The organism is Moritella sp. PE36, from assembly GCF_000170855.1.
GTDB lineage: Bacteria > Pseudomonadota > Gammaproteobacteria > Enterobacterales > Moritellaceae > Moritella.
Window position 1 is genome coordinate 13,031 of the sequence record NZ_ABCQ01000021.1, and the last position, 25,591, is coordinate 38,621.

Below are 25,591 nucleotides of genomic sequence, written 5' to 3' on the forward strand. Positions count from 1 at the left end.
AATAACGCTATTTACACTTCATCTCCGTAACCTAAGCTACGAAGTGCACGTTCATCATCTGCCCAACCAGATTTCACTTTCACCCAACATTCTAAGAATACTTTATTATCAAACAAAGTTTCCATATCACGTCGTGCTTCTGTACCAATGGTTTTTAACTTCGAGCCTTTGTTACCAATAACCATACGTTTTTGAGTATCACGCTCAACTAAAATTAACGCATTGATATGGTACGTACCATTTTCACTGACTTTAAACTGCTCGATCTCAACTGTGGTTGAGTAAGGCAATTCTTGACCGGTGAAACGCATCAGTTTTTCACGAATGATTTCAGATGCCATGAAACGTGAAGAACGATCGGTAACATAATCTTCAGGGAAGTAAAAATCACCTTCTTGTAACTGCTTCGAACAAATACCACGTAGCATTTCTACGTTGGTACCTTTCGTTGCAGAGATAGGGATAATCTCGGTAAATTTAAACTTCGCCGCCAATACCTGCAGATGCGGCATTAGTTCTCGATCTTTATCTTTGATCGCATCGGTTTTATTAATGGCCAAGTAAATTGGGCAGTTAATATCACGTAGCTTATTGAGTACCATCTCATCATCGTCGGTCCAACGGGTACCATCAACAACAAAGATTACGGCATCAACATTCATATCTTTTAATGAACTGCTTGCAGCACGGTTCATTAAACGGTTGATTGCACGTTTTTCATCTATGTGTAGACCCGGTGTATCAATATACACAGTCTGACGATTGTCTTCAGTATCAATACCGAGAATACGGTGACGAGTCGTTTGTGGTTTACGCGAGGTAATACTTACCTTTTGTCCCAAAATACGGTTTAGTAACGTTGATTTACCTACGTTAGGACGACCAACGATAGCAATAAAGCCGCTATAAGTCATATCACTCATTGTATTTGCTCCAATGCTTTTTGAGCTGCTTCTTGTTCTGCTTTACGACGACTAGTACCTTTACCTTCAACAGGGTGATCTAGGCCTTCAATAACGCAATGAATAGTGAACTCTTGATTATGAGCTTCACCCCTAACTTCCACCACTTGATAAAGTGGAAGTGGTTGCTTACGTCCTTGCAGCCATTCTTGTAATTGTGTTTTCGCGTCTTTCTGACCGATACCAGGTTCGATCGTGGCTAAACGTGATGCATACCAAGCCAGCACACGTTCACGCGTTTTCTCAATATCACTATCCAGATACATAGCACCAATCAGGGCTTCAACTGTGTCAGCGAGAATAGATTCACGACGGAAGCCGCCGCTTTTTAATTCACCAGGACCCAAGATTAAACATTCACTTAGTTCAAACTCACGGGCGATCTCAGCGAGCGTTAACCCTTTCACTAAGGTTGCACGCATCCGGCTTAAATCGCCTTCTGGCACCTCAGGAAACTGACGGAATAATGCATCAGAGATGATAAAGCCAAGTACCGAATCGCCTAAAAATTCAAGACGTTCGTTATGTTTATAATAAGCACTACGATGCGTCAGCGCTTGTTGCAGTAGGCCAGCGTCTTGATACTGATAACCTAATACTGTTTGTAATCTTTCTAATATAATTGTCATAATTATTTTAACTTGCCAATACGACTAAAGCGTATACCTGTTGGGATCCAACCAGGTAATAAAGAATCTGGGTCGCGTTCAAATTCGAAACTAGTCCAAATGAACACAGCCTTACCAACTAAATTTGCTTCCGGAACAAAACCCCAAAACGGCTATCAGCACTATTATCACGGTTATCACCCATCATGAAGTAATGACCATCCGGTACCACCCATTCATATTGACGGGTTGGCGGATTATCTTGCTGATAAAAATCACGCGCTAAGTCAGGACGGCTAGGGTTAATTAAAATGTTGTGTTTAACATCCCCTAGTTGCTCTGTATATTGCTGTAATTCAACCATTTGATCTTTAAATTTGCCAATTTCGACTAAACTAAGATCGAGTTTTTTAAACCCTGCGCAGTTTGTTCCGCTGCATGCTTGTTGAATGAAAACCTGCTTTCCACGATAGGCAATACGATCACCCGGTAACCCGATAACACGTTTAATGTAATCGACCGTCGGTTGTGGAGGGTATTTAAATACCGCTACATCACCGCGTTCAGGCTTACCTGTTTCGATAAGTGTAGAACGTAATACCGGATCTTTAACGCCATAACTAAATTTTTCAACCAAGATGAAGTCGCCAACCAATAGTGTTGGCATCATAGATCCGGATGGAATTTGAAATGGTTCATATATAAATGAACGTAAAATCATTACCGCCGCAATCACCGGGAAGATCGATTTTGCATTTTCAACAATAAACGATTCTTGCCCTAATTTTGCAATAGCTTCCGCGGGTAATTCCGCTTGAGATTGAGCAAACGCGACTTTTTCAGCGCGGGCTTTTTCCCAAATCAGTTTATCTAACGCCCAAATAATACCGCTAACGAAAGTAACTAATACCAATATCAGTGAAAAATAGGTTGCCATTAATCTAGTCCTTTCCGATATGCAACACAGCTAAGAAGGCTTCTTGCGGAACTTCAACATTACCAACTTGCTTCATGCGTTTCTTACCGTCTTTCTGCTTCTGGAGCAGTTTTTTCTTACGGCTAATATCACCGCCATAACACTTGGCGATCACGTTTTTACGCATTTGCTTAACGGTACTACGGGCAATCACTTGCGAACCAATAACCGCCTGGATGGCAATGTTAAACATTTGACGAGGAATAAGTTCCTTCATCTTTTCAACCAGTAAACGCCCACGATTCATCGAATTTTCACGATGCGTGATCATGGCTAATGCATCAACACGATCGGTGTTAATCAATACATCAACACGTACCATGTCAGCAGGACTAAAGTGGATGAACGAGTAATCCAGTGACGCATAACCACGGCTTGTCGATTTCAAACGGTCAAAGAAGTCCATCACTACTTCACCCATCGGGATCTCGTAAGTTAATGCCACTTGCTTACCGTGATAATCCATCTTCGTTTGTACACCACGCTTGGCAATACAAAGGGTAATTACATTACCTAGGTATTCTTGTGGTACGAGGATGTTGCATTCTGCAATGGGTTCGCGGATCTCTTCGATGTCATTGATTGCCGGTAATTTTGCTGGGCTATCAACGTAAATAACTTCACCTTTTTTGGTTTCCACTTCGTAGACAACCGTGGGTGCAGTCGTAATCAATTCAAGATCGTATTCACGCTCTAAACGCTCTTGAATGATTTCCATGTGTAATAAACCTAAGAAACCACAACGGAAACCAAAACCAAGTGCGGTTGAACTCTCTGGTTCGTAGAATAAAGACGCATCGTTGAGACTGAGTTTACCCAGTGCATCACGGAACGCTTCATAATCGTCAGAGCTAATTGGGAACATGCCCGCATAAACCTGAGGTTTAACTTTACTAAAACCCGGTACTGGCGCATCCGCAGGGTTGCGAGTCAAGGTTAGCGTATCACCAACCGGTGCCCCTAAAATATCTTTAATACCACAAATAACAAAACCTACTTCACCACAGTGAAGCACGCCAGTATCAGTCTGTTTTGGTGTGAAGATACCGACTTTATCAATCAGGTGCGATTGACCTGTCGACATCACTGTGAGCTTATCGCCTTTGCGTAATGAACCATTGCTAATACGTACTAGCGATACCACACCTTGGTAGTTATCAAACCATGAATCGATGATCAGGGCTTGCAGTGGTGCATCTTCCGAACCTTTTGATGGACATGGAATTTCTCTGACAATTGTTTCAAGTACGTCTTCGATACCTAAACCAGTCTTGGCAGAGCAACGCGTTGCTTCCATTGCATCAATACCGATGATGTCTTCGATTTCTTCTGCTACGCGATCAGGATCGGCAGCGGGTAAATCGATTTTATTAAGGATTGGCACAACTTCCAAGTCCATTTCCATCGCGGTATAACAGTTTGCGAGTGTTTGTGCCTCTACGCCTTGACCAGCGTCGACAACAAGTAAAGCACCCTCACAAGCTGCTAATGAGCGAGAAACCTCATAGCTGAAGTCCACGTGTCCAGGTGTATCAATAAAGTTAAGTTGGTAAGTTTCACCATCTTTGGCTTTATAGTTCAGGGTCACGCTTTGCGCTTTAATTGTAATGCCACGCTCGCGCTCAATATCCATTGAGTCAAGAACCTGTGCAGCCATTTCACGGTCAGATAAACCACCACAAAATGAGATCAAACGATCTGATAAAGTCGATTTACCGTGATCGATATGAGCAATAATTGAAAAATTACGAATGTGTTTCATGAGTTAGATAATATCCAATACTTAGTAGATATGACACTTAATGAGGCGGATTTTAACGGATTTAAGGGATGACTGCTATCTTTCAATTGCTTTTAATCAGCACGCCATTGCCCTATCACTTCCGATTGAGCCACGACACCTAGCATTTTAGGTTTAAAATCAAAGCGTTGATCGAATATAACGCTTAATTTTCGCGTGCAACTAAAACCAATGTAGCCACCAACAAAAGCCGCGAGAATAACCAAGCCTTCACCTTCAAATTGGAAAACTTGGGATAAATACTGACCCAGACCCAGTGACAGTAAAATTGTCGCTAATGGCAGTAAGTAAACCAGCATTGCACTGGTGACTAAATTTTTTTCACGTAAACCAATTTCGATCTTATCACCGGCAACAACATCTGCTGTTTTAGTGACGGTAAAACGGTGTGTCCGATGGGGGAATGCTTTGGCGACCATACCGGTGCCGCAGTTATCGCTGGCATGACAATGGTTACAAGCAGATTGGCTCTCGCACTGTACCGAAACCTGATCACCAATGACACTTTTAACGATAGCTGTTTCAATAATCATGCGGATAAAACCTTGTTTAAAACAATCTTGACCGACTAACACGATACCTGTTTTATATCGTTAGCCCGCCATGATTGTTAGCATAAATTAGTTATCAAGATTTCGAACGACGGAGTCAGCAATTTTTTTAGCGGTCATGCTCGGCACTTCGCCGACGACGACTATCTCAATATCATCTGTAATCTTAGATTGTAAACTAATTTGTCCCGATACACCTAATCCTTGACTTAAACTACCCGCTTTCGCATTGGTGTTGACGTAGATTGAGATATCGACAAGTCCATCAGAAAACTGCATGTAGTCAATTATCTGACCAATACCAACGATCTGGTGTTTATTGCTCACAATCTGTTTAAATCCATCTGGCATCCAAGCGGCTTTCCATTCCGATTTAGTCGGTTCAGGCAGCAATGCTTGTGTTTGTACTGCAGATAACACGGGGGGTAATTTTACCGAGTTTAGTTGCTCTAACCAAGGCGTCACATCCGGGAATTGATATAACGAAATCGCCATCACTTGGAACACCACTTCACCACTGTCTTTGATCATATCAATACGCAGCGGCAGATTGGTGGTTACATCAATCCAAATTAAATAACCAAAGCGGTATTTATCGTTTGGTACCACCCGCACAACTTGGCTTAAACGTCCTGTCACGCGTGATTTACCACCGACATAAATCGCTTGGTATAAGCTGTCATCAAGTGTCAGTTCAGTCGCCATTAAATTGAACAACAGTCCCGGAATTGCCGTTGATGATAACGAATAACCCGGCTGTTCGGCTTCAAAAAAACTAGTGATGTCACCACGACGTAAGTATTCTCGAGGATTGCCATTTAATGATAATAAATGGCCCACAGAAACATCATCAATCACCCCGTGACTGTAACGCATCGGGGTAATTCTTCCGCGTTCAATCTCGACATAAGACAAATCATAATTTAACTGTTTAAACGCCGTTTTCATGTTGTCTAACAAGGCATCCGCAGATAATTGCGGCGGCGCTGCTGCAACGTTATTCACAGCATTACTCTTTACTACCTTGTCATCACCAGCCGTAACTTCACTCCACGCGACAGGAGTAAAGAGCGCAGACAATAAGATCCACAAACCAACACTTTTTTTGAACATTACTGGCTCACTATTATTGCTGGATGCGTTTTTGTAATTGATGATCAAGCACAAATGCATTAATGCGGCGTACTTGCTCTACTTTTTCTTCATCGGTAAATTCAGGCGGTACTTGACGCGAATCTGGCGACTCAATACTCAAACTGACGGGTGAGGCAATACCGGCAAACGGCATCACATTCAACGCAGGTTCAAGCCCTGTTATCGGCGCTTCGGTATTACTATATTGCACACCCGTAATCACCATTAATGCCACTGACGCCGCAATGGCGAATTGGCCACCGGTTTTTAGCCAAGGCTGGATTACTTTTTGATAGAAAGAGCTATCGTTGGCACTTTCTTTTGGCATTATCAGTGCCGGTTCTTCAGCGATAGCCGCGGTGATAGCACGGGTTAGATCTAAATTAACCGTAGCAGGTGTTTCACCACGCATCACATCACCAATCATGTGGTAATGCTGCCAGCTCGAAGCTAATGCTTCATCCTTACCGAGTTCATCAAGTAATGCTGCATCAATATATTCATTGTCTACAATGGAAGATAAACGTTCTTTTTCTATCATAATTAATACCTAAATTTACTCATCCGTAATCTGTGTTTAACTTACTGTTGAAGTAACGGTTTTAATTTTACTTCAATCGCTTCACGTGCTCTAAAAATACGTGAGCGAACAGTACCCACTGGGCAGCTCATGACAATACTAATATCGTCATAACTCATGCCTTCCATTTCACGCAATGTTATCGCGGTACGTAATTCATCAGGTAACCCGTCAATGACTGAAAAAATAACCGCTTTCATTTCTTCAGCTAGAATAATACGCTCTGGTGTTGATGACTCACGCATGCCATCGTTACCATCGTAAAACTCCGCATCTGCGGCATCAATATCGTTAGCAGGTGGTCGTCTACTTTGCGCAATTAAATAGTTCTTAGCGGTATTACTGGCAATACGATATAGCCAAGTATAAAACGCACTATCACCTCTAAAATTCGGCAACGCGCGATACGCTTTAATAAACACTTCCTGAGTCACATCGGCAACGTCGCCACTTGCTGAAACGTAGCGTGAGATCAGGTTCGCAACTTTCTGTTGGTATTTAGTCACCAATAAATTAAATGCGGCTTTGTCACCGCCTTGAACTCGCTCAACTAATTGCAAGTCCGTCTCTTTTGCACTCATTAGTAACTCATAACCTCTTATTATTCTGATGACACTAGTATTACTAATGCGTATTTTTCAGACTACGTTATATAAATAAAGTTCGTTTTAACGCCAAATAAAGTGCGACATTAGGCCAATTAAATCAAAATAAGGTCAAATAAATCAAAATACCTTTTTATTGCCCGAGATTTAAAGCTTATAATGCCCAACTTAAAGTTATATCTTGCAGTAACTTGGCTATAGACATAACAGCATACTACAAATCGAGTGGAAACTATGAGAACAAATGCGGAATACCAAAGCGATGTACTGATTATCGGCAGTGGTGCAGCTGGACTCTCATTGGCCCTAAAACTCGCTGACCAAGCTAAAGTGATGGTGCTCAGTAAGAGCAGCTTAACAGAAGGTTCAACCCTTTATGCACAAGGTGGTATCGCTGCCGTTTTTGATGAAGCGGACAGTGTAGAAGGCCATGTTGCCGATACGCTTATCGCCGGTGCCGGTTTATGTGATGAAGATACCGTTAGCTTTACGGCCAGCAGCGCAGCCGCCAGCTTAAACTGGTTAATCGACAAAGGCGCACCGTTTGATCAGGTCGCTGACGATAATGGTGAACAGCACTATCACCTAACTAAAGAAGGCGGTCACAGTCACCGCCGAATTCTGCATGCCGCCGATGCCACAGGTAAAGTAGTACAAACCACGCTAATCGACAATGTCTCTCAACATCCTAATATCACCCTAATGGAACGCTTTAACGCGGTGGATCTGATTTCAACTAAGCAGCTTAATCAAGCGACCAACCGTATTGTCGGTGCTTATGTGTGGAATCGTGACGCCGAAAAAGTCGAAGTGATTAAAGCGCGCTTTGTTATTTTAGCCACAGGTGGCGCAAGTAAAGTTTATCAATATACCACTAACCCTGATGTCTCGAGTGGTGACGGTATTGCGATGGCATGGCGCGCAGGTTGCCGTGTGGCCAATATGGAATTCAATCAATTCCACCCTACCTGTTTGTTTCACCCCGATGCGAAAAACTTCTTATTAACAGAAGCATTACGTGGTGAAGGCGCTTATTTACGTCATGCCGATGGCACCCGCTTTATGCCCAGTTTCGATGAACGGGCAGAATTAGCACCGCGTGATATTGTTGCCCGTGCTATCGACTTTGAAATGAAACGTTTAGGTACTGATTGTGTGTATTTAGATATCAGTCATAAACCCGCGGAGTTCGTGATTAGTCATTTCCCGACTATTTATGAGCGTTGCTTGAAGTTAGGTATCGATATCACCACAGATCCTATCCCAGCAGTACCCGCGGCACATTATACCTGCGGCGGTGTAATGACTGACTTAACCGGTCAAACGGATATGCGTGGCTTATACGCGATTGGCGAAGTGGCTTATACCGGTTTACACGGTGCTAACCGTTTAGCCAGCAACTCATTATTAGAATGTATTGTGTTTGCCCACGCCGCGGCAGAAGATATCTTGTCGAAGTTACATAAAAAACGTAAAGATTACCGTATTCCAGCATGGGATGAGAGCAAAGTAACAGACTCAGATGAAGAAGTGATAATTCAACATAACTGGCATGAACTGCGGTTATTCATGTGGGATTACGTCGGTATTGTCAGAACGACCAAGCGTCTAGAGCGTGCCCAACGCCGGGTTAATCTGTTGCAACAAGAAATTGATGAGTACTACAGTAACTTCCGCGTCAGTAATAACTTATTGGAATTAAGAAACCTGGTGACGGTGGCTGATTTAATTATCCGTTGCGCACTCGAACGGAAAGAAAGTCGCGGTTTACACTATACGCTTGACTACCCAGAGCAGTTTGACGAGCCACAACCGACTATCTTACAACCTAAGGTATAGTTTGTTCGTCATTCGCCGTTAATCACAAATCAGACACAAAAAGCAGCTACTCAGCTGCTTTTTTTTTATCATGCCGCTACTTTAATATTTTAATCGTGCGCACGAGACGACGGTAATCAGCATCGTCGATGGCATCTCGCATAATGTATAACGACTGAGTGTGTCGCTGGCTTAGGCTGGTATAACTTAACTGAATAAAAAGATCGGCACTGCGAGAATCTTTGCTGAATGCAAATAACTCACCACCCGCGTCAAACTGGATGTAACCATTGGTGAAATAGACAAAGCAGGGACGGCGTAGCCAATGTTGCCAACAGAGATAACTACACAAGGCAATAATGACTACGGTATAAACCAATTGTAATGCGACAAGGGTCAGCCAATTTAATAACAAACCAAGCACCACACTATGCATTGCAATACACAGCAACAACCAGTATTTAGATGGGCGTAACGTGACGCTACACTTTAACTCTTGAGACAATTTTATCCATCATATAGGCTAACTCTGGGTCTCCACACTTTTTATGACCCATTGCCCAAGCAAATAACTCGGGATCTTCGCCTTCTAACAAGCGTTGGAAAATAAATTTATCTTCATCTGATAAATCATCATAAGCTTCATCCACAAACGGACGAAATAATACATCTAATTCCAGCATGCCACGGCGACATGCCCAACGTAAACGCGCCTTTGAATCTAACTTAGTCATTTTTTTCCCTTATCCTACAGTCCATAGGGTTATTCTATCACAAAAATAAACAAGATCTTCTAAAGACAAATGCTTGCGTTCACTCTACCATAGAGAAAACTAGCCAGAGAAGAGCAAACAATGACCCAATTTAATAAACTGACCCTAGCATCAACCGATGCATTACCAAATGTGATCGTAAGCGAACTATCGCACTGGGGATTAATGACTGCAACAGGTGAGCAGCGTTTAAGTTATTTACAAGGCCAATTGACTTGTGATCTGGTGGGTTTAGAAGATCAACAAACAACTTGGGGTGGTCATTGCGATCCAAAAGGCAAGCTGTGGTCAACATTCCAAGTTGCTAAAAAAGGCGATTCGTTTTATTTCATCATGCGTAAAGACGCACTGGCGATCACCTTGCCGGAACTAAAAAAATACGCGGTATTCTCAAAAATAGAACTGACCGACGCCTCTGCATTCTGTAACCTCTACGGTATCGCAGGCGCACAAGCTGAACAGTGGCTGAATAAGACCTTCGCAATTACCCTAGGCGAAGAAGCTGTCACTCATTTACCGAATGGTTTTGTCATGCGACTTATTGGCGATACCCCACGCTTCTTAGTATTATTACAAAAAAGCGACGCCTCACTACAACAGATCAGCCAACACTTGGCAGAAGCAGCAACCGATGACGGTTCATTCTGGGATGCTCTAGATATCCTCGCAGCAGCACCGATTGTAGGGGCAACAATGAGCAGCGTACAGATCCCACAAGCATTCAATCTACAAGCTTATGATGGCATTAGCTTTACTAAAGGGTGTTACACAGGCCAAGAAACTGTTGCTCGCGCTAAATACCGTGGCACCAACAAACGTGCAATGGCAATCTTAAGCGGTGCTACTGCAACGGAAGTAAACAGCGGTGATAGCATTGAATTACAACTGGGTGAGAACTGGCGCAGTAGCGGTAAAGTCAACTTAAGCTATCGTTATAGTGACGGTGTGCAGCTGATCTCGAGCGTTATGCCAAATAACCTTGAGGCGGATAGTGTGTTTAAAATTACCGATAACGAATCAACATTAGCCTTCATGCCATTACCGTATTCATTGGTAGAAGCAGACTAACTAATACTTAATGTCTGTAAACCACAGTGCAGGCATTAAGAACAAAACCCAGAAAATAAAAAGCCAGTCACATCACGTGACTGGCTTTTTTATCATTAAGCTTTAACTACATAACTAATAAATAGTTAACTAATTAGCTATTTGCTTGTGGACGCATTGCCGGGAATAAGATCACGTCACGAATAGTATGTGTATTAGTAAACAACATAGCTAGACGGTCGATACCAATACCTTGGCCAGCAGTTGGTGGTAAGCCGTGCTCTAGTGCAGTGATGTAATCCGCATCGTAGTACATTGCTTCATCATCACCCGCATCTTTGGCGTTAACTTGTGCTTTGAAACGTGCGTCTTGGTCTTCAGCATCGTTAAGCTCAGAGAAACCATTCGCAACTTCACGGCCACCGATGAAGAACTCAAAACGATCAGTGAAGAACGGGTTGTCATCGCTACGACGTGCTAGTGGCGAGATGTCTGCTGGGTAGCCAGTAATGAATGTTGGCTGAATAAGTTGTGGTTCAGCTGTTTCACCAAAGATCTCTTCCAGTAATTGACCACAAGTCCAGAATTTCTCTATCTTCATGTTCAGTGATTTCGCAATAGAAACCATTAACTCACGATCTTGAACACCTTCATTAGTCAATGCTTGGATAACTTCGTGCTCTGGGTTGTACTGTTTGATTGCATCTAACATGCTAATACGTGTGTATTTGCCACCGAACTCAACCATGTGGTCGCCGTAAGGCATAGCTGTCGCACCTAGCACCTCAACCGCTACCGTGCTTAGCATTTCTTCAGTGAAATCCATAAGGTCATTGTAATCAGCGTAAGCTTGGTAGAATTCCATCATTGTGAATTCTGGATTGTGACGCGGTGATAAACCTTCGTTACGGAAGTTACGGTTAATTTCGAATACACGATCAAAACCACCAACCACTAAACGCTTAAGATAAAGCTCAGGTGCTACACGTAGATACATTGCTTGATCAAGCGCGTTATGATGAGTGATAAATGGACGCGCAGTTGCACCACCCGGGATCACATGCATCATTGGCGTTTCAACTTCCATGTAATCTTTTGATACCATGAAGTTACGGATGGCTGTTACTAGCTTAGAGCGTACGATGAAGGCATTACGTGATTCTTCATTAACGATAAGATCAACATAACGTTGACGGTAACGCATTTCTTGGTCCGTTAGACCGTGGAATTTTTCTGGTAATGGACGCAGTGCTTTAGTAAGTAGCACGTAGTCAGTCATTTCAACGTAAAGGTCACCTTTACCAGATTTGTTTAGCGCACCAGTAATACCAACGATATCACCAATATCTAGACCGCCAAGGTCCGCTTTTTGGGCTTTTTGCACGTCTTTCGAGGCGTATGCTTGAATGCGACCAGCTGTATCTTGGATAGCAAGGAAAGGACCACGTTTAGCCATAATACGACCCGCGATGCTTACTAGGTGTTGCATTTCAACTAATTCTTCTTTGCTTTTCTCGCCAAATTCAGCCTGTAAATCTGCCGACTTATGTTTTACGCGGAAGTCATTAGGGTGGCCATTTGCTTTACAGTTGGTGCGGATATGATCTAATTTCGCGCGACGTTCTGCAATCAGTTTGTTTTCATCTTGTAACTGTTCAGTCATTGTTTAACCCTATTTTTTTACAGGCCTGATTTCAGGCTGGCTTCAATAAATTTGTCTAAATCACCGTCTAAAACGGCTTGTGTATTGCGTGTTTCAACACCAGTACGTAAATCTTTTATGCGTGAGTCATCCAATACGTATGAACGGATCTGACTGCCCCAACCGATATCTGACTTCGCATCTTCGGCGATTTGTTTTTCCGCGTTTTGTTTTTGCATTTCATGATCAAATAATTTTGCCCGCATTTGTTTCATTGCCGCATCTTTATTCTTATGCTGCGAGCGATCATTTTGACATTGTACAACAAGATTAGTGGGTAAGTGAGTAATACGTACCGCAGATTCCGTGGTATTTACGTGCTGACCACCCGCGCCCGAAGCACGGTAAACGTCAATACGTAAATCAGATGGATTCAAATCAATCTCGATGCTGTCATCAATTTCTGGATATACAAATATCGATGCAAACGAAGTATGACGACGGCCACTTGAATCAAACGGTGATTTACGCACTAAACGGTGAACACCGGTTTCGGTACGTAACCAACCATAAGCATATTCACCACCCAACCGGATAGTGGCACCTTTGATCCCGGCTACATCGCCAGATGATACTTCGATCAGCTCAACTTTAAATTTGTGTGCCTCACCCCATCGTAAGAACATACGTAATAGCATGTTTGCCCAATCTTGTGCTTCGGTACCACCAGAGCCAGATTGGATATCAAGATAGCAATCATTTGCATCATGTTTGCCAGAAAACATACGACGAAACTCAAGTTTAGCCAGTTGTGCTTCTAAACCGATAATTTCATGTTGTGCTTCAGCAAATGTTTCTTCGTCTTCAGCTTCAACTGCCAGTTCAACCAAGCCTTCAACGTCATCACAACCCGTGCCGAGATCATCAATCGTTTTGACGATCAATTCTAACGACGCGCGTTCTTTACCTAATTCTTGGGCGTATTTAGGGTTATTCCATACTTCCGATGACTCTAATTCCGCAGATACCTCTTCTAGACGCTCTTTACTCGCATCGTAGTCAAAGGTACCCCCGAAGCAGCTCAGCGCGTTCGCCTAGCTCCTTTAATTTATTCAGTACTGGATTTACTTCAAACATGATTCTGCTCTATTTTATTTGTATTCAGCATTTTGCTAAAGATATTGTACTCAGCATGCTGCATGCGGATATCGATATATGCATCAGCATACTGCTAAGTATATAATTCTAACTATGGGATTTTGCACAACAGCAAATTTTACCGAATTCACTCGCGGATATACAGAGGAAGATTAAGAAAACAGCAAATTAATCGATAATATAAGAAAATAAATAGGAATAAATAAAAACGAGGGGAAATCTGACGACATAAAATAGCCAAAAGCCACGCTACTGGAGCATGGCTTGAACATCATGGCAACCAACGAGGTTAGCTGACTTGACTACATTGGTTATTATTTTCTGCTAATACTTGCAGTATATCACCACGACGAATGAGACCAACCAATTGGCCACCTTCAACCACAGGGTAGACACTCAAGTTGTCTTTGGTCATGCGAATGGCAATATCAATAATACTGTCTTGTGGTGATACGCTAACGACATTTTTACTCATCACATCGTTCACAATCGCAGGTTTATCACAGTGGTAACTGCCACTAATAAGTGCTTGTAAGCAATCTGATTCAGAGACGAAGCCAATCACTTCATTTGTCGAATTCACCACCGGCACCGCATTAATCTGGTGTTTAGCAAACAAATCAACCACGGCGACCAGTGACGTACCACATGGAATACTCGGAGCATTAATTTTCATTTCATTCATTACGCGTTGCATAGTCATGGTCTATATCCTTATCTTAAAGCTGGATTGCTGTAGAAGAGGTAATAACTATAACGGCAAACAATAGATAGCTAAAGACGATTAAAACTAACACTTCAATCGCTAAAAGCTATCACTTAACGTAATGGCTGTAAATGCTCAACCATAAACTGCAAGCTGCGCTTACCACGGAACTCGTTCACATCAAGTTTGTAGGCTAACTCAATCTTCTGTACGGAGGCATCAGGCCATACTTCCAAATCAACATTAAAAGCGATCGCATCCACCAATGGTCCACCCTGCTCTGGCTCTAACATCATTTTTAAATGTTTTTTACCCACAAGACGTTGTTCACGTAATTTGAAGATGCCATCAAAGATCGGCTCAGGGAACATCTGTCCCCAGGGCGCCGCTTCTTTGATTAGTTCCGCGGTTGGTAATGACAGTTGCTCACTCAGTAGTTCGCCATCACTTAATACCACGCCTGTTAACTGCTCTTCCGTTAATAGTTCCTGCACTAAGGCGTTAAACTGTTTGGCAAACTCATCATAACAATCAAGCCGTAAAGACAAACCAGCCGCCATCGCATGGCCACCAAATTTCAAGATCATGCCCGGATTACGGATATCGAGTAACTCTAAAACATCACGTAAGTGCAAGCCAGGTATTGAACGGGCTGAGCCTTTTATTTCCCCTTCGCCAGCATCAGCAAAAGCGATAACAGGGCGGTGGAAGCGCTCTTTAATACGTGATGCAACTAAACCCACCACACCTTGGTGCCAGTCATCTTGAAATAAACAAATACCGTAAGGTACTTGTCCGGCATCAAAATCGACACTTTTGAGAATAGCCAAGGCTTCTTGCTGCATCGAACTTTCAATTTCTTTTCGCTCTTCATTCAGGCTATCCAGCTCGCCAGCAAAACGGCGCGCGTTATTGAGATCTTCACACAACAGCGTGGCAACGCCAACTGACATGTCATCGAGACGTCCCGCCGCATTCAATCTTGGTCCTAATGCAAAACCGAGATCGCTGGCGCAAAGCTGAGCTTGATTACGATTGGCAATTTCGATCAAGGCTTTAATGCCGGGGCGACATTTATCGGCGCGGATACGCTGTAAACCTTGATGCACTAAAATACGGTTATTAGCATCTAACGGCACCACATCGGCAACCGTACCCAATGCCACAATATCCAGCAGGCAAGCTAAGTTAGGCTCGGTTATACCTTGTTTAGCAAACCAATCTTGTTCACGCAATGCGCCGCGCAATGCCAACATGACGTAGAAGGCCACACCAACGCCAGCAAGATTTTTGCTTGGAAATGTACAGCCGTGTTGATTGGGGTTAACAATAGCATCTGCATCCGGTATTTCGTTGCCCGGCAGATGGTGATCGGTCACAAGCACTTTAATGCCTAACGCTTTTGCGGCAGCAACACCGGCAATACTGGAAATACCATTATCGACAGTCATGATCAATTGCGCACCATTAGTTGCAGCAAGATCAACAATCTCAGGACTTAAACCATAGCCAAACTCAAAGCGATTAGGGACTAAAAAATCAATATTACGATAACCTAGCATTTTAAAAGCAAGCATCGACAATGCCGTACTCGTGGCGCCATCCGCATCAAAATCACCAATAATGATGATCCGCTGATTTTTCACTAACGCGCTGACTAATAACTCACACGCGGCAGTCATGCCTTTAAGCTGATTGGGACGTAATAAGTTTTTAACCCCTTTCTCTAATTCTTGATCAGACTTCACACCACGACTGGCATAGATTTGACGTAATAATGCAGGTACCGCTGCTGATATACCGTCACAATCGACGTTATCGCGACGTTTAATTTGTTTTTTCAAGATTTCTCCACGCTGGCTAGAATACTAAGAAGCTGTGCAGCAGGCACATAACCCGGTTGCATTTGTCCATTTTCAAACACAATAGCAGGCGTACCGGTCACGCCTAAACGACGACCAAGTTCATATTGTTGTGCAACGGTATTGGTACAACTTTCAGGAACAACCTTGCCACCACGTTTGGCATTATTCATCGCTTGCACGCTGTCTTCAGCGCACCAAATTGACACCATATCTTGGTAAGTCTTAGAGTTGAGACCACCGCGTGGAAAGGCTAAATATTTAACGCTAATACCAAGCTGATTCAGTTGCGCGACTTCGTTATGTAACTTACGACAGTAACCGCAATTAATATCGGTAAATACCGTGATGCTGTGCTTTTCATTTTCAGCTGGGTAGTTAATTGTATCACTTGCGAATGCTTGTATTGCTTGCTGGCGTACTTTACCCATTGCTTGTTCGGTTAGATCCGTGACCCCATTATCATCAACTTGATAAAGTGAACCTTGGATAAGATTAGTGACATCCGCGTTAACATAAAAGATACCTTGGTCGGTCGCAACTTCAAACAAACCAGGAATAACACTGTCGCTTACACTCGCTACTTTAAAGTTAAGTTTTTCAGCTAATAAGCGTGAGATATCTAGCTGGTCGGCAGATAGTGCAACGTCTGTCGCTGGCGTAGTATGTATTGTTGTCGGCACAGGCGGTGTTGCTTGTTGCGGAGCACTATTAACCCCAAATACAAAACTCCCCACCAAACCTGCAGCGATTGCTGTAATCATTAATTTTTTTAACATATGTTCTCCGCTCTTATCCTTAATGGATATCTATACCCGATAAATTAACAGAATTCATTATTTATCACTAGCCCTAATCCTTGCGAATGCCGTGGCAACACTCCCAATTACGCACGAGGATGGTGTTCACTATGCAACTGCTCTAATCGTGCGGTTGCCACATGGGTATAAATTTGTGTCGTGGATAAATCACTATGACCAAGTAACATTTGTACGACACGAAGATCGGCGCCATAGTTCAATAAATGGGTGGCAAACGCATGGCGCAAAGTGTGCGGAGACAAATGCGTTGTGATCCCAGCGACTTGTGAGTAATGCTTAAGACGATGCCAGAAAGTTTGCCGTGTCATAAAATTGCCACGTCTGGAAGGAAACACCACATCAGACGTTAACCCTTTTAATAACGTCGCGCGACCTTCGGCAATAAAGCGCTCAGTCCAATACACAGCTTCTTCACCCATAGGCACTAAGCGTTCCTTACCGCCCTTACCGGTCACACGCACTAACCCTTGGCGTAAGCTCACTGACTCCATACTCAAGCCAACTAATTCTGATACCCGTAATCCTGTGGCATATAACACCTCCATCATGGCCTTATCACGTAATTGGATCGGATCGTCTAATTCTGGTGCGGCTAATAATGCATTCACTTCTGCTTCAGATAAATCGTCCGGTAAACGCTGCGGTAGTTTCGGGCTAATGAGTAAGGCGGTCGGATCATCATCGCGCATCTGCTCACGATAGAGATATTGATAGAAGCGACGGATCGCACTCAACTGGCGCGCGGTACTACTGGCTTTGTAGCCTAAATCAAAACGGCTTGCCATAAATGCTTGGATTTCAAGCCGATCTACGGTTAATAATTGCTGCTTGTGTTGCACTAACCAGTGATGATATTGGTTTAAATCATTACGATAAGAGCTCAGGGTATTGTCTGACAACCCGCGCTCGTGCCACATAATATCTAAAAACTGTTCTATAATTTCAATTTTTTCCAAGCCTGTGCCCTATGCTTTTATTTCCATTACTGTGCGACCAGTATAACAACACTGTATAAATAAACATGAATTATAGTACAATTATCTCATGCTACTATGCGTAACGATGAGCAACTGATCGCTCAGAGCATGATCAACACATCGTATTTATTAACACATAGTATGATTAGCAACACTGTCTTTGGATGTAGATAATGAAAATCGGTTTATATTACGGCTCCACCACTTTTTATACCACCATAGCTGCGGAAAAGATCCAAGCTGAAATTGGTGCAGAACTTGTCGACTTACATGACATAAAAGACTCGGGTTTTACTGACATAGAAACCTATGATGTCGTTATATTCGGTATTTCAACTTGGGATTATGGCGAACTTCAGGAAGACTGGGGCGATCTGTGGTCTGATATTGCAGGGATCAACCTGGCTGGGAAAACCGTCGCGCTATTTGGTCTTGGTGATCAAGTTAACTACAGCGAATGGTATCTGGATGCGATGGGCATGCTATTTGACGAGTTACAAGGTAAAGGCATTCACTTTATCGGCCAATGGCCAAACCAAGGTTATGAATTCGTGGCTTCAAAAGCGTTAACTGAAGATGAAAGCCAGTTTTTCGGTCTTGCCCTCGATGAAGACAGCCAGTACGATCAGACTGATGAACGGATTGCCACTTGGTCCTTACAAGTACTCGAAGAAATTGCAGCACACTATTCATAATATATAAGTCATAACACATAAGTAATTAGCATGTTATACCCAAACTACTTCAAGATGCACAATCAGCATTTTGAAGTAGCTTGGGTATATAATAAGTTAACGCCATAAAAAAGGCCGTTGCGATCTAAGATAGCAACGGCCTTTTTGTTATTCATTGACCAGCAATGGTTATTTTATTACAGCAGAACCTTTCATGTAATTAAAGAAATCACTCTCTGGAGAGATAACTAATACATCAGACTTATTACTAAAGCTCTTAGAATAAGCTTCTAGACTACGTAAGAAACCATAAAACTCGACATCTTTATTGTACGTATCAGCATAAATCTTCGCCGCGTCTGCATCACCTTCACCACGTTTTTGACGTGCTTGACGGTTGGCTTCAGCAAGCATTACGGTTACTTTCGCATCCACTTCTGCTTTTAAGATCTCAGCTTGTTCATAACCTTGCGAACGATGTTCTTTCGCTACAGCATGACGCTCTGCACTCATACGTTGGAAGATAGAGTTACTTACTTCCTGCGGTAGATTGATCTGCTTGATCCGTACATCTTCAACCAGGATACCCAGCTCAGATGAACGTGCCATACGTTTCAATGCCGTTTCCATTACTTCGCCGCGTTGGCCAGAAACGATATCTTTAATCGTACGGTTACCAATTTCATTACGTAGTCCATTGGTAATTTTACGTTGTAATAAAGACTCTGCTTGTAAGAAGTTACCGCCATTGGTTGCGAGGTAAAATTTCTCAAAGTCTTCAATACGCCATTTCACGTAAGAATCGATAATTAAATCTTTCTTTTCAGAAGTAACAAAACGATCAGCGTTGCCATCAAGCGTTTGTAAACGAGCGCTTAATACGCGAATTGAATCGATAAAAGGTACTTTAAAGTTCAGACCAGGAAGATAAATCTTCGCTTCCTCACCTGTTTTAAGTACTTTACCAAAACGCACTACTAGCGCACGTTCACCTTCGTTTATCACAAAGAAAGACGAAAAACCAAGTAATAGCACAAGTACTAAAATAACTGCTTTTAATTGATTCATAGCTTAGTTTCTCCCTGTGTTAAAACGATCAGGACGAACATTACTATTCGTATCTGGATACTGATAACGGTTATTTGATTTCGCTGGTTGTTGCGGTGCTTGTACTGTGTTTGCCGAACGAGTCGGTTTACTGTCCGCATTAGCGCTCATGATCTTATCTAATGGTAGATATAGCATGTTGCCAGTACCTTTAGTATCAACCACAATTTTCGTTGTATTTGAATAAACCGTTTCCATTGTTTCTAGGTATAAACGTTGGCGCGTTACTTCCGGTGCAAGCTGATATTGTGGCAGTAGGCTATTAAAACGTGCAACTTCACCTTGTGCTTTTAACACAATTTGCTGTTGGTAAGCTTGGGCTTCTTGCTCAATACGCTTCACTTGACCACGTGCTGTTGGTTCAATTGCACGCGCATAAGCTTCGGCTTCACGGATATAACGTTGTTCATCTTCTTGTGCCGCAATCGCATCATCGAATGCATCTTTAACTGCTTCCGGTGGGCGTGCAGACAAGAAGTTGACATCAACAAGTTCAATACCCATATGATACTCATCAATGATAGCTTCAATGTTGTCACGGGTACTTTGACGTACAACTTCACGACCTGTTGTGATCACATCATCCATTGTCGTATGACCGATAACGAAACGTAATGCACTGTCAATCGCTTGATGTAAGCTATCATCCGGATTTGTTACGCTAAACAGATATTCACGCGGATTAATAACGCGATATTGAATATCCATTTTTACGTCAACAACGTTTTCATCTTTGGTTAACATTGAACCAGCTGCAGGCATAGAGCGAATGCTTCTAACGTCAACAGGGATCACACGGTCAACAAACGTCGGTAACCAAGATAAACCCGGTTCAACTGTTTGTGAATACTGACCGAAACGTAATACCACGCCACGTTCAGCTTCTTTGATCGTATAGAAACCACTGACAGCCCAGATCACGGCAAGTACACCAAGCACCAGAGAGACACCAACTTTATTAAAGTTAGCACCACCAGTGAACTTACCGCCTTTACCGCCACCGAACTTGCTGGTTAGCTTTTTAAATACTTCGTCAAGATCAGGGGGTCCCTGCTCTTTACCTTTTTGTCCCCAAGGGTCGCGATCTTTATTACCGCCATTTCCGGGCTCATTCCAAGCCATTTGCATCTCCATTACCAGATAGTTTCGAGAAAATATTCATTATATCAGCCTAATGCTGAAGGATAAAATCTTCAATGTTATTACATTTATGTTTTTTCAAACGTTGCCAGTCAATCATAGTCATTCTAATGTCGAGTAGCCAGTCACCATTTTCAGCAAACGCTTCATGCTCAATACAATCAAGATTATAGAGATGACTGACGATATTACCCTGCATTGCCGATAACTGTAGCTTGACCACTTGCATGGTACTTGCCAATAATTCCGTCAATGCTTGATATAAAAACGCTGTACCGTCGCCTGACATTGCCGATAGCCATACGTTAACAGGCTTGCCTTCATCATCATAATCGATACGACAACGACCATCATCAAGCTTATCAACTTTGTTGTATACCATTAAAACAGGCACTTCACCGGCATCAATCTCGGTTAATACCGAATTTACTTCGATGATATTACCGCGCATGTTTTCATCTGCACAATCAATTACATGTAAAAGTAGATCTGCTTCTCGCGTTTCCGTCAATGTGGCCTTAAAAGCAGCGACTAAATCATGTGGTAAGTGACGAATAAAGCCAACGGTATCCGCTAACACCACTTCACCAACATCGGCAACCGTAAGACGACGTAATGTTGGATCTAACGTCGCAAACAATTGATCAGCGGCATACACTTTAGCATCCGTGAGACGATTAAACAGCGTCGACTTACCCGCATTGGTATAACCGACTAACGAAATTGTCGGTATTTCACGACGTTTACGTGAGCGACGGCCTTGGTCACGTTTGGTGACCACTTTGTCTAAACGACGTAAAATACTGTCCATACGCACGCGCAATAAACGGCGATCCGTTTCCAGCTGAGTTTCACCTGGACCACGCATACCGATACCGCCTTTTTGGCGTTCCAAATGCGTCCAACCACGAATTAATCGAGTCGACATGTGGCGCAGTTGCGCTAATTCAACTTGTAACTTACCTTCATGGGTACGAGCTCGTTGCGAAAATATATCTAAAATCAGGCCTGTACGGTCAACAACACGACATTCCAGTAACGCTTCTAAGTTACGTTCTTGGCGTGGCGCTAAGGCATGGTTAAAGATAACAATATCTGCTTGATAAAGCTTTACTGCTTCAGCAATTTCTTCTGCTTTACCGGTACCAACAAAATATTTAGGATGTGGTCTTGAACGCGAACCTGTTACCACAGATAACGCATTTACACCGGCAGAGGAAACCAGCATTTCTAATTCATGCAGGTCTTCTCGGTTGCCTTCATCACTAAAGTTAACGTGCACTAATATGGCACGTTCACCTGCTTCATGGCGATCAAACAACTTCACGACTCCCTATGAGTATATGACTCACAAGATTTTTTATGTTAAATTTCAAAAATTTATTTATCACTTTCACCGTCAGGTTGCAGGCCATGTTGTAACGGACGCGCCGGTACCACAGTTGAAATGGCATGTTTATATACCATTTGGCTGACGGTATTTTTGAGTAAGATAACGAATTGGTCAAATGACTCAATTTGGCCTTGTAACTTAATGCCGTTAACTAAATAAATTGCAACTGGAATCCGTTCGCGACGTAATGCATTCAAAAACGGGTCCTGTAATGATTGTCCCTTAGCCATTAATAGTTTCCTTTTAAAAATTCGATTTTTATTATAATGAAAAAAATAACCAATAATTATCAGTATACAACTTTAAAATAGACTCTAGCCAACTGATAATAAAACTTTTTCTAAATTGTCATCTGCTTTGGAGTCTAACCAAGTTAGATCGTTCCAACTTTTTAACCACGTCATTTGACGTTTTGCCAGTTGTCTTGTTGCCACTACACCACGGAACACCATCTCATCATGATCCATCTTGCCATCAAGGTATTCCCACATTTGGCGATAACCCACGCAGCGCATTGATGGTAAATCAAGGTGTAGATCGTCACGTTGATGTAACGCTTGCACTTCGGTTTCAAAACCCGCCTCTATCATCAACTTAAAACGCTGTTCTATACGCTCATGCAACACCGCTTTATCGGTTGGTGCAATCGCAAACTGGCTGACGTCATAAGGCAGTGATTCACCTTTTTGTTGGGTTAATTCAGTCAATGACTTACCCGTTAGTCGGTAAACTTCAACGGCACGGCAAACGCGTTGTGCATCATTTTTATGTAAACGCGCAGCTGATTCGGGATCATACAAAGATAATTCGTGATGTAATGATTCCCAACCACGCAGTTTTGCTTCCGCTTCAATAGCCTGTCTAATTGCAGGCACAGATGTTGGCACCGGCGATAAACCTTCCAGTAATACTTTAAAATAAAGCATAGTGCCACCAACAAGTAGCGGTATTTTTCCTGCATCTGTGATCGCTTGCATATGTTTTAGTGCATCTTCACGAAAATCAGCCGCTGAATAAGTCATTGCCGGATCAATAATATCAATTAAGCGATGCGGTGCTTGGGCAAGTTCTGCCGCTGTTGGCTTCGCAGTGCCAATATCCATGCTTTTATAAATCAACGCAGAATCCACGCTGATAATTTCACATGGCAGCTTTTTCGTTAACTCAATAGCAAGATCCGTTTTACCTGACGCCGTTGGCCCCATTAAAAAGATAGCTTTTGGTAATGGTTTAGTTTGCTGTTGAGTCACAATTAAATCTCTCTATTACAGACATATAGTCAAGTTTCTCAAATAGTTTAGAACTGTATTGCTGTTGTACACAGCTATCCTGTTCGATAAATTGGCTATATATTTGAGTCGCTTGTTCCCAAGTGAATTTGGTCAATCCGTGACTACCTTGTATTGCAAGCCAATGACACAAGGGGGCAACATCTGAGGCTGTCGCCTGCTCGGATAGATGGACTATCTGTTGCAATAACTCTGGTAACACAGCAGATAAATTCGCTTGGCGTAATTGTGCTGGCACCTTTCTAACGATAATGGTGGCGGCATTGCTATAATTCAACTCTAAACCCAGCCGATTGAGCAAATTTTGCTGGTTTTTTGCTGTTTCGACAAAGTTTTTGTCTAATTTGATCGATATTGGCAATAACAGTGGCTGCGATATAACCCCTTGTTCCCAGGTGGCCAGCAATTGTATTTTGCAGTTTACTTGCCACATTGCCAGTACATCAGCGAGCAACAGTGCATCATCATCTTGCACTAATAAATAATTATCGCTGACTAAACTGAGTAATTTAACGCGGGCAGTATGTTGCTCATTCGACTGAGTATTCGACGCAACTTGACGCCCTTGATTAACACTGGTAGTCGTGTTCCGCGCTGCTTGCTGCAATTCCGTTATTTCAGCCTTGCTGGGCTGTAACAAGTGATTGTATTGCTTGATAGCACCTGCTGAAGGCTTATCAGGCATATATTGACGCTGCTGAGCATAACTCGACGACGTTGCACTTGTACTCCCCTGGCGCTTATCTGTAACGCCATAACCATGCTTATTTTGCATCGGCATAACATCACCATATGCAGCTGTACTTATGCTTGCATTTACATTGTAGTCCGCGCTATCAGCAATCCCCGCATGCACCATACCATGCTCAGTAGTCTGCTCGCTAGCATTGCCATTACTGGTAATAGGGGCTTGCCCAGGATAACTAATCGCTTCCTGAACAGGCAACTCTGCCGCAGGCATTGATGGGCTAATACCTTCAGTAATAGCTTTAAACACACCTTGAAAAATAAAGTCATGTACCAGACGCGCTTGATGAAAACGCACTTCATGTTTAGCCGGATGTACATTTACATCGACTTCCCGTACCGACACTTCAATAAACAATACATACGCTGGCGGCGCCGCAATACCCGTCGCTTCTTCATAAGCTTGACGCAAGGCATGATTGATCAGCTTATCACGCATCATACGGCCATTAACGTAGCTGTATTGCACATCCATTGGCGCATTATCATGCGGTAAACCAATCCAGCCCCACAGTTTAATATCACTGTGTTCACAGTCCAACGCCATGCAATTGGCCATGAAATTGGTGCTAGTAATACTGGCGACACGGCGCTCTTGCTGCTCGACAGTGCTCGCGGGTCGATAACTGCGGATCACTTTACCGTTATGCTTTAAAGTGACCTGTAAATCAAAGCGACTTAACGCAATACGTTTCACCAATTCATCAATATGATTAAATTCGGTTTTATCCGTACGTAAAAATTTACGTCGGGCGGGCGTATTAAAAAATAAATCAACGACTTCAACTGTGGTACCAATCGGATGCGCAGCCGGTTTTATCTTCACCTGCATATCTCGCCCTTCGGCATAGGCTTGCCATGCTTCGGTTTGCGCTTGAGTGCGAGAGGTAAATGTAAGCCGAGACACCGAACTGATACTCGCTAATGCTTCACCACGAAAACCTAGACTATCAATCGCTTCCAGATCATCCAAGGTCGCAAGCTTACTGGTGGCATGGCGGCTTAATGCCAGACCCAGTTGGTCTTTCTCGACACCGCTACCGTTATCACGAATACGGATCAGCTTGGCGCCACCCTTCTCAATATCAATGTCAATACGCGTTGCGCCCGCATCGATACTGTTTTCAATCAGTTCTTTAACTACCGATGAAGGGCGTTCTACCACCTCCCCAGCCGCAATTTGGTTCGCTAATCGAGGTGGTAATATTTTAATTGTCATG

The 25,591-nt window shown here is 42.9% G+C and carries 24 protein-coding genes and 1 pseudogene; 3 read left to right on the plus strand and 22 right to left on the minus strand.

Annotation, left to right across the window (positions count from 1 at the left end; genetic code table 11):
- Window positions 1–11: 11 nt before the first annotated feature.
- The 8 genes and pseudogenes from era to rpoE form a co-directional block, all read right to left on the minus strand.
- Window positions 12–923 carry a GTPase Era gene (era, locus tag PE36_RS12935; protein ID WP_006032491.1) on the minus strand — a complete coding sequence of 304 codons (912 nt, stop codon included), beginning with the start codon at window positions 921–923 and terminating at the stop codon, window positions 12–14.
- Window positions 920–1,591, minus strand: coding sequence for a ribonuclease III (gene rnc, locus PE36_RS12940; protein WP_006032492.1), 672 nt, complete (start codon window positions 1,589–1,591; stop codon window positions 920–922). Before rnc ends, era begins: the two co-directional genes overlap by 4 nt.
- 2 nt (window positions 1,592–1,593) lie before the next feature.
- Window positions 1,594–2,507: pseudogene (gene lepB, locus PE36_RS12945) on the minus strand (signal peptidase I).
- Window positions 2,508–2,511: 4 nt separating this feature from the next.
- On the minus strand, window positions 2,512–4,308 hold the full coding sequence (lepA, locus tag PE36_RS12950) for a translation elongation factor 4 (protein ID WP_006032494.1): 1,797 nt from the start codon (window positions 4,306–4,308) through the stop codon (window positions 2,512–2,514).
- A gap of 92 nt (window positions 4,309–4,400) precedes the next feature.
- Window positions 4,401–4,880, minus strand: a complete 480-nt coding sequence (locus tag PE36_RS12955) for a SoxR reducing system RseC family protein (RefSeq protein ID WP_043994513.1) — start codon at window positions 4,878–4,880, stop codon at window positions 4,401–4,403.
- An 87-nt stretch (window positions 4,881–4,967) separates the two neighbouring features.
- Window positions 4,968–6,011 carry a MucB/RseB C-terminal domain-containing protein gene (locus PE36_RS12960; protein WP_006032496.1) on the minus strand — a complete coding sequence of 348 codons (1,044 nt, stop codon included), beginning with the start codon at window positions 6,009–6,011 and terminating at the stop codon, window positions 4,968–4,970.
- Between the two features lie 13 nt (window positions 6,012–6,024).
- Window positions 6,025–6,573, minus strand: a complete 549-nt coding sequence (locus tag PE36_RS12965) for a sigma-E factor negative regulatory protein (protein ID WP_006032497.1) — start codon at window positions 6,571–6,573, stop codon at window positions 6,025–6,027.
- Window positions 6,574–6,614: 41 nt separating this feature from the next.
- Window positions 6,615–7,193 carry an RNA polymerase sigma factor RpoE gene (gene rpoE, locus PE36_RS12970; protein ID WP_006032498.1) on the minus strand — a complete coding sequence of 193 codons (579 nt, stop codon included), beginning with the start codon at window positions 7,191–7,193 and terminating at the stop codon, window positions 6,615–6,617.
- A gap of 258 nt (window positions 7,194–7,451) precedes the next feature.
- Here rpoE and nadB point away from each other — a divergent pair, with 258 nt between their 5' ends.
- The gene (gene nadB, locus PE36_RS12975) at window positions 7,452–9,056 is read left to right on the plus strand and encodes an L-aspartate oxidase (RefSeq protein ID WP_006032499.1); all 1,605 of its coding nucleotides are present in this window, start codon (window positions 7,452–7,454) and stop codon (window positions 9,054–9,056) included.
- Window positions 9,057–9,132: 76 nt separating this feature from the next.
- On the opposite strand, the gene PE36_RS12980 is transcribed toward nadB, so the two are convergent.
- Both PE36_RS12980 and PE36_RS12985 read right to left on the minus strand, forming a co-directional pair.
- Window positions 9,133–9,540, minus strand: a complete 408-nt coding sequence (locus tag PE36_RS12980; protein WP_232286582.1) for a protein YgfX — start codon at window positions 9,538–9,540, stop codon at window positions 9,133–9,135.
- Window positions 9,518–9,769: a succinate dehydrogenase assembly factor 2 gene (locus tag PE36_RS12985; protein WP_006032501.1), complete on the minus strand. Its 252-nt coding sequence runs from the start codon at window positions 9,767–9,769 to the stop codon at window positions 9,518–9,520. Before PE36_RS12985 ends, PE36_RS12980 begins: the two co-directional genes overlap by 23 nt.
- Window positions 9,770–9,889: 120 nt before the next feature.
- Here PE36_RS12985 and ygfZ point away from each other — a divergent pair, with 120 nt between their 5' ends.
- Window positions 9,890–10,876, plus strand: a complete 987-nt coding sequence (ygfZ, locus tag PE36_RS12990; protein WP_006032502.1) for a tRNA-modifying protein YgfZ — start codon at window positions 9,890–9,892, stop codon at window positions 10,874–10,876.
- A gap of 133 nt (window positions 10,877–11,009) precedes the next feature.
- Here ygfZ and lysS read toward each other — a convergent pair whose 3' ends face one another.
- The 6 genes from lysS to xerD all read right to left on the minus strand — a co-directional run bounded on the left by lysS (window position 11,010) and on the right by xerD (window position 18,000).
- Window positions 11,010–12,518, minus strand: coding sequence for a lysine--tRNA ligase (lysS, locus tag PE36_RS12995; protein WP_006032503.1), 1,509 nt, complete (start codon window positions 12,516–12,518; stop codon window positions 11,010–11,012).
- Between the two features lie 17 nt (window positions 12,519–12,535).
- Window positions 12,536–13,634 (minus strand): peptide chain release factor 2 gene (gene prfB, locus PE36_RS13000; protein ID WP_198138616.1). Its coding sequence is split into 2 segments (ribosomal slippage): window positions 12,536–13,558 and window positions 13,560–13,634, totalling 1,098 coding nucleotides; the frame shifts between segments, so codons are not numbered across the junction.
- A 310-nt stretch (window positions 13,635–13,944) separates the two neighbouring features.
- The gene (locus PE36_RS13005; protein ID WP_006032505.1) at window positions 13,945–14,358 is read right to left on the minus strand and encodes a CBS domain-containing protein; all 414 of its coding nucleotides are present in this window, start codon (window positions 14,356–14,358) and stop codon (window positions 13,945–13,947) included.
- Window positions 14,359–14,474: 116 nt separating this feature from the next.
- Window positions 14,475–16,205: a single-stranded-DNA-specific exonuclease RecJ gene (gene recJ, locus PE36_RS13010; RefSeq protein WP_006032506.1), complete on the minus strand. Its 1,731-nt coding sequence runs from the start codon at window positions 16,203–16,205 to the stop codon at window positions 14,475–14,477.
- Window positions 16,202–17,002: a bifunctional protein-disulfide isomerase/oxidoreductase DsbC gene (gene dsbC / locus PE36_RS13015; RefSeq protein ID WP_006032507.1), complete on the minus strand. Its 801-nt coding sequence runs from the start codon at window positions 17,000–17,002 to the stop codon at window positions 16,202–16,204. Before dsbC ends, recJ begins: the two co-directional genes overlap by 4 nt.
- Window positions 17,003–17,109: 107 nt before the next feature.
- Window positions 17,110–18,000 (minus strand): site-specific tyrosine recombinase XerD, encoded by an 891-nt coding sequence (gene xerD, locus PE36_RS13020; protein ID WP_006032508.1) that lies wholly within the window; start codon window positions 17,998–18,000, stop codon window positions 17,110–17,112.
- Between the two features lie 194 nt (window positions 18,001–18,194).
- Between xerD and fldB the strand changes: the two genes are divergently transcribed.
- Complete coding sequence (fldB, locus tag PE36_RS13025; protein ID WP_006032509.1) at window positions 18,195–18,716, plus strand: flavodoxin FldB; 522 nt, start codon at window positions 18,195–18,197, stop codon at window positions 18,714–18,716.
- Between the two features lie 168 nt (window positions 18,717–18,884).
- Here fldB and hflC read toward each other — a convergent pair whose 3' ends face one another.
- The 6 genes from hflC to mutL all read right to left on the minus strand — a co-directional run bounded on the left by hflC (window position 18,885) and on the right by mutL (window position 25,590).
- On the minus strand, window positions 18,885–19,763 hold the full coding sequence (gene hflC, locus PE36_RS13030; protein WP_006032510.1) for a protease modulator HflC: 879 nt from the start codon (window positions 19,761–19,763) through the stop codon (window positions 18,885–18,887).
- 3 nt (window positions 19,764–19,766) lie between these two features.
- Window positions 19,767–20,924, minus strand: coding sequence for an FtsH protease activity modulator HflK (hflK, locus tag PE36_RS13035; RefSeq protein ID WP_043994503.1), 1,158 nt, complete (start codon window positions 20,922–20,924; stop codon window positions 19,767–19,769).
- Between the two features lie 49 nt (window positions 20,925–20,973).
- On the minus strand, window positions 20,974–22,263 hold the full coding sequence (gene hflX, locus PE36_RS13040) for a ribosome rescue GTPase HflX (protein WP_006032512.1): 1,290 nt from the start codon (window positions 22,261–22,263) through the stop codon (window positions 20,974–20,976).
- 59 nt (window positions 22,264–22,322) lie between these two features.
- On the minus strand, window positions 22,323–22,565 hold the full coding sequence (gene hfq, locus PE36_RS13045; RefSeq protein ID WP_006032513.1) for an RNA chaperone Hfq: 243 nt from the start codon (window positions 22,563–22,565) through the stop codon (window positions 22,323–22,325).
- An 84-nt stretch (window positions 22,566–22,649) separates the two neighbouring features.
- Window positions 22,650–23,540 (minus strand): tRNA (adenosine(37)-N6)-dimethylallyltransferase MiaA, encoded by an 891-nt coding sequence (gene miaA, locus PE36_RS13050; RefSeq protein WP_232286584.1) that lies wholly within the window; start codon window positions 23,538–23,540, stop codon window positions 22,650–22,652.
- Between the two features lie 25 nt (window positions 23,541–23,565).
- On the minus strand, window positions 23,566–25,590 hold the full coding sequence (mutL, locus tag PE36_RS13055) for a DNA mismatch repair endonuclease MutL (protein ID WP_006032515.1): 2,025 nt from the start codon (window positions 25,588–25,590) through the stop codon (window positions 23,566–23,568).
- Window position 25,591: the final 1 nt, after the last annotated feature.

What these genes read in the sequence shown, in the direction of transcription:
- era (WP_006032491.1), bottom strand. Translation starts at nt 923, where the DNA reads ATGAGTGATATGACTTATAGCGGCTTTATTGCTATCGTTGGTCGTCCT.
- rnc (WP_006032492.1), bottom strand. Translation starts at nt 1,591, where the DNA reads ATGACAATTATATTAGAAAGATTACAAACAGTATTAGGTTATCAGTAT.
- lepA (WP_006032494.1), bottom strand. Translation starts at nt 4,308, where the DNA reads ATGAAACACATTCGTAATTTTTCAATTATTGCTCATATCGATCACGGT.
- PE36_RS12955 (WP_043994513.1), bottom strand. Translation starts at nt 4,880, where the DNA reads ATGATTATTGAAACAGCTATCGTTAAAAGTGTCATTGGTGATCAGGTT.
- PE36_RS12960 (WP_006032496.1), bottom strand. Translation starts at nt 6,011, where the DNA reads ATGTTCAAAAAAAGTGTTGGTTTGTGGATCTTATTGTCTGCGCTCTTT.
- PE36_RS12965 (WP_006032497.1), bottom strand. Translation starts at nt 6,573, where the DNA reads ATGATAGAAAAAGAACGTTTATCTTCCATTGTAGACAATGAATATATT.
- rpoE (WP_006032498.1), bottom strand. Translation starts at nt 7,193, where the DNA reads ATGAGTGCAAAAGAGACGGACTTGCAATTAGTTGAGCGAGTTCAAGGC.
- nadB (WP_006032499.1), top strand. Translation starts at nt 7,452, where the DNA reads ATGAGAACAAATGCGGAATACCAAAGCGATGTACTGATTATCGGCAGT.
- PE36_RS12985 (WP_006032501.1), bottom strand. Translation starts at nt 9,769, where the DNA reads ATGACTAAGTTAGATTCAAAGGCGCGTTTACGTTGGGCATGTCGCCGT.
- ygfZ (WP_006032502.1), top strand. Translation starts at nt 9,890, where the DNA reads ATGACCCAATTTAATAAACTGACCCTAGCATCAACCGATGCATTACCA.
- lysS (WP_006032503.1), bottom strand. Translation starts at nt 12,518, where the DNA reads ATGACTGAACAGTTACAAGATGAAAACAAACTGATTGCAGAACGTCGC.
- PE36_RS13005 (WP_006032505.1), bottom strand. Translation starts at nt 14,358, where the DNA reads ATGACTATGCAACGCGTAATGAATGAAATGAAAATTAATGCTCCGAGT.
- dsbC (WP_006032507.1), bottom strand. Translation starts at nt 17,002, where the DNA reads ATGTTAAAAAAATTAATGATTACAGCAATCGCTGCAGGTTTGGTGGGG.
- fldB (WP_006032509.1), top strand. Translation starts at nt 18,195, where the DNA reads ATGAAAATCGGTTTATATTACGGCTCCACCACTTTTTATACCACCATA.
- hflC (WP_006032510.1), bottom strand. Translation starts at nt 19,763, where the DNA reads ATGAATCAATTAAAAGCAGTTATTTTAGTACTTGTGCTATTACTTGGT.
- hflK (WP_043994503.1), bottom strand. Translation starts at nt 20,924, where the DNA reads ATGGCTTGGAATGAGCCCGGAAATGGCGGTAATAAAGATCGCGACCCT.
- hfq (WP_006032513.1), bottom strand. Translation starts at nt 22,565, where the DNA reads ATGGCTAAGGGACAATCATTACAGGACCCGTTTTTGAATGCATTACGT.
- miaA (WP_232286584.1), bottom strand. Translation starts at nt 23,540, where the DNA reads ATGGGGCCAACGGCGTCAGGTAAAACGGATCTTGCTATTGAGTTAACG.
- mutL (WP_006032515.1), bottom strand. Translation starts at nt 25,590, where the DNA reads ATGACAATTAAAATATTACCACCTCGATTAGCGAACCAAATTGCGGCT.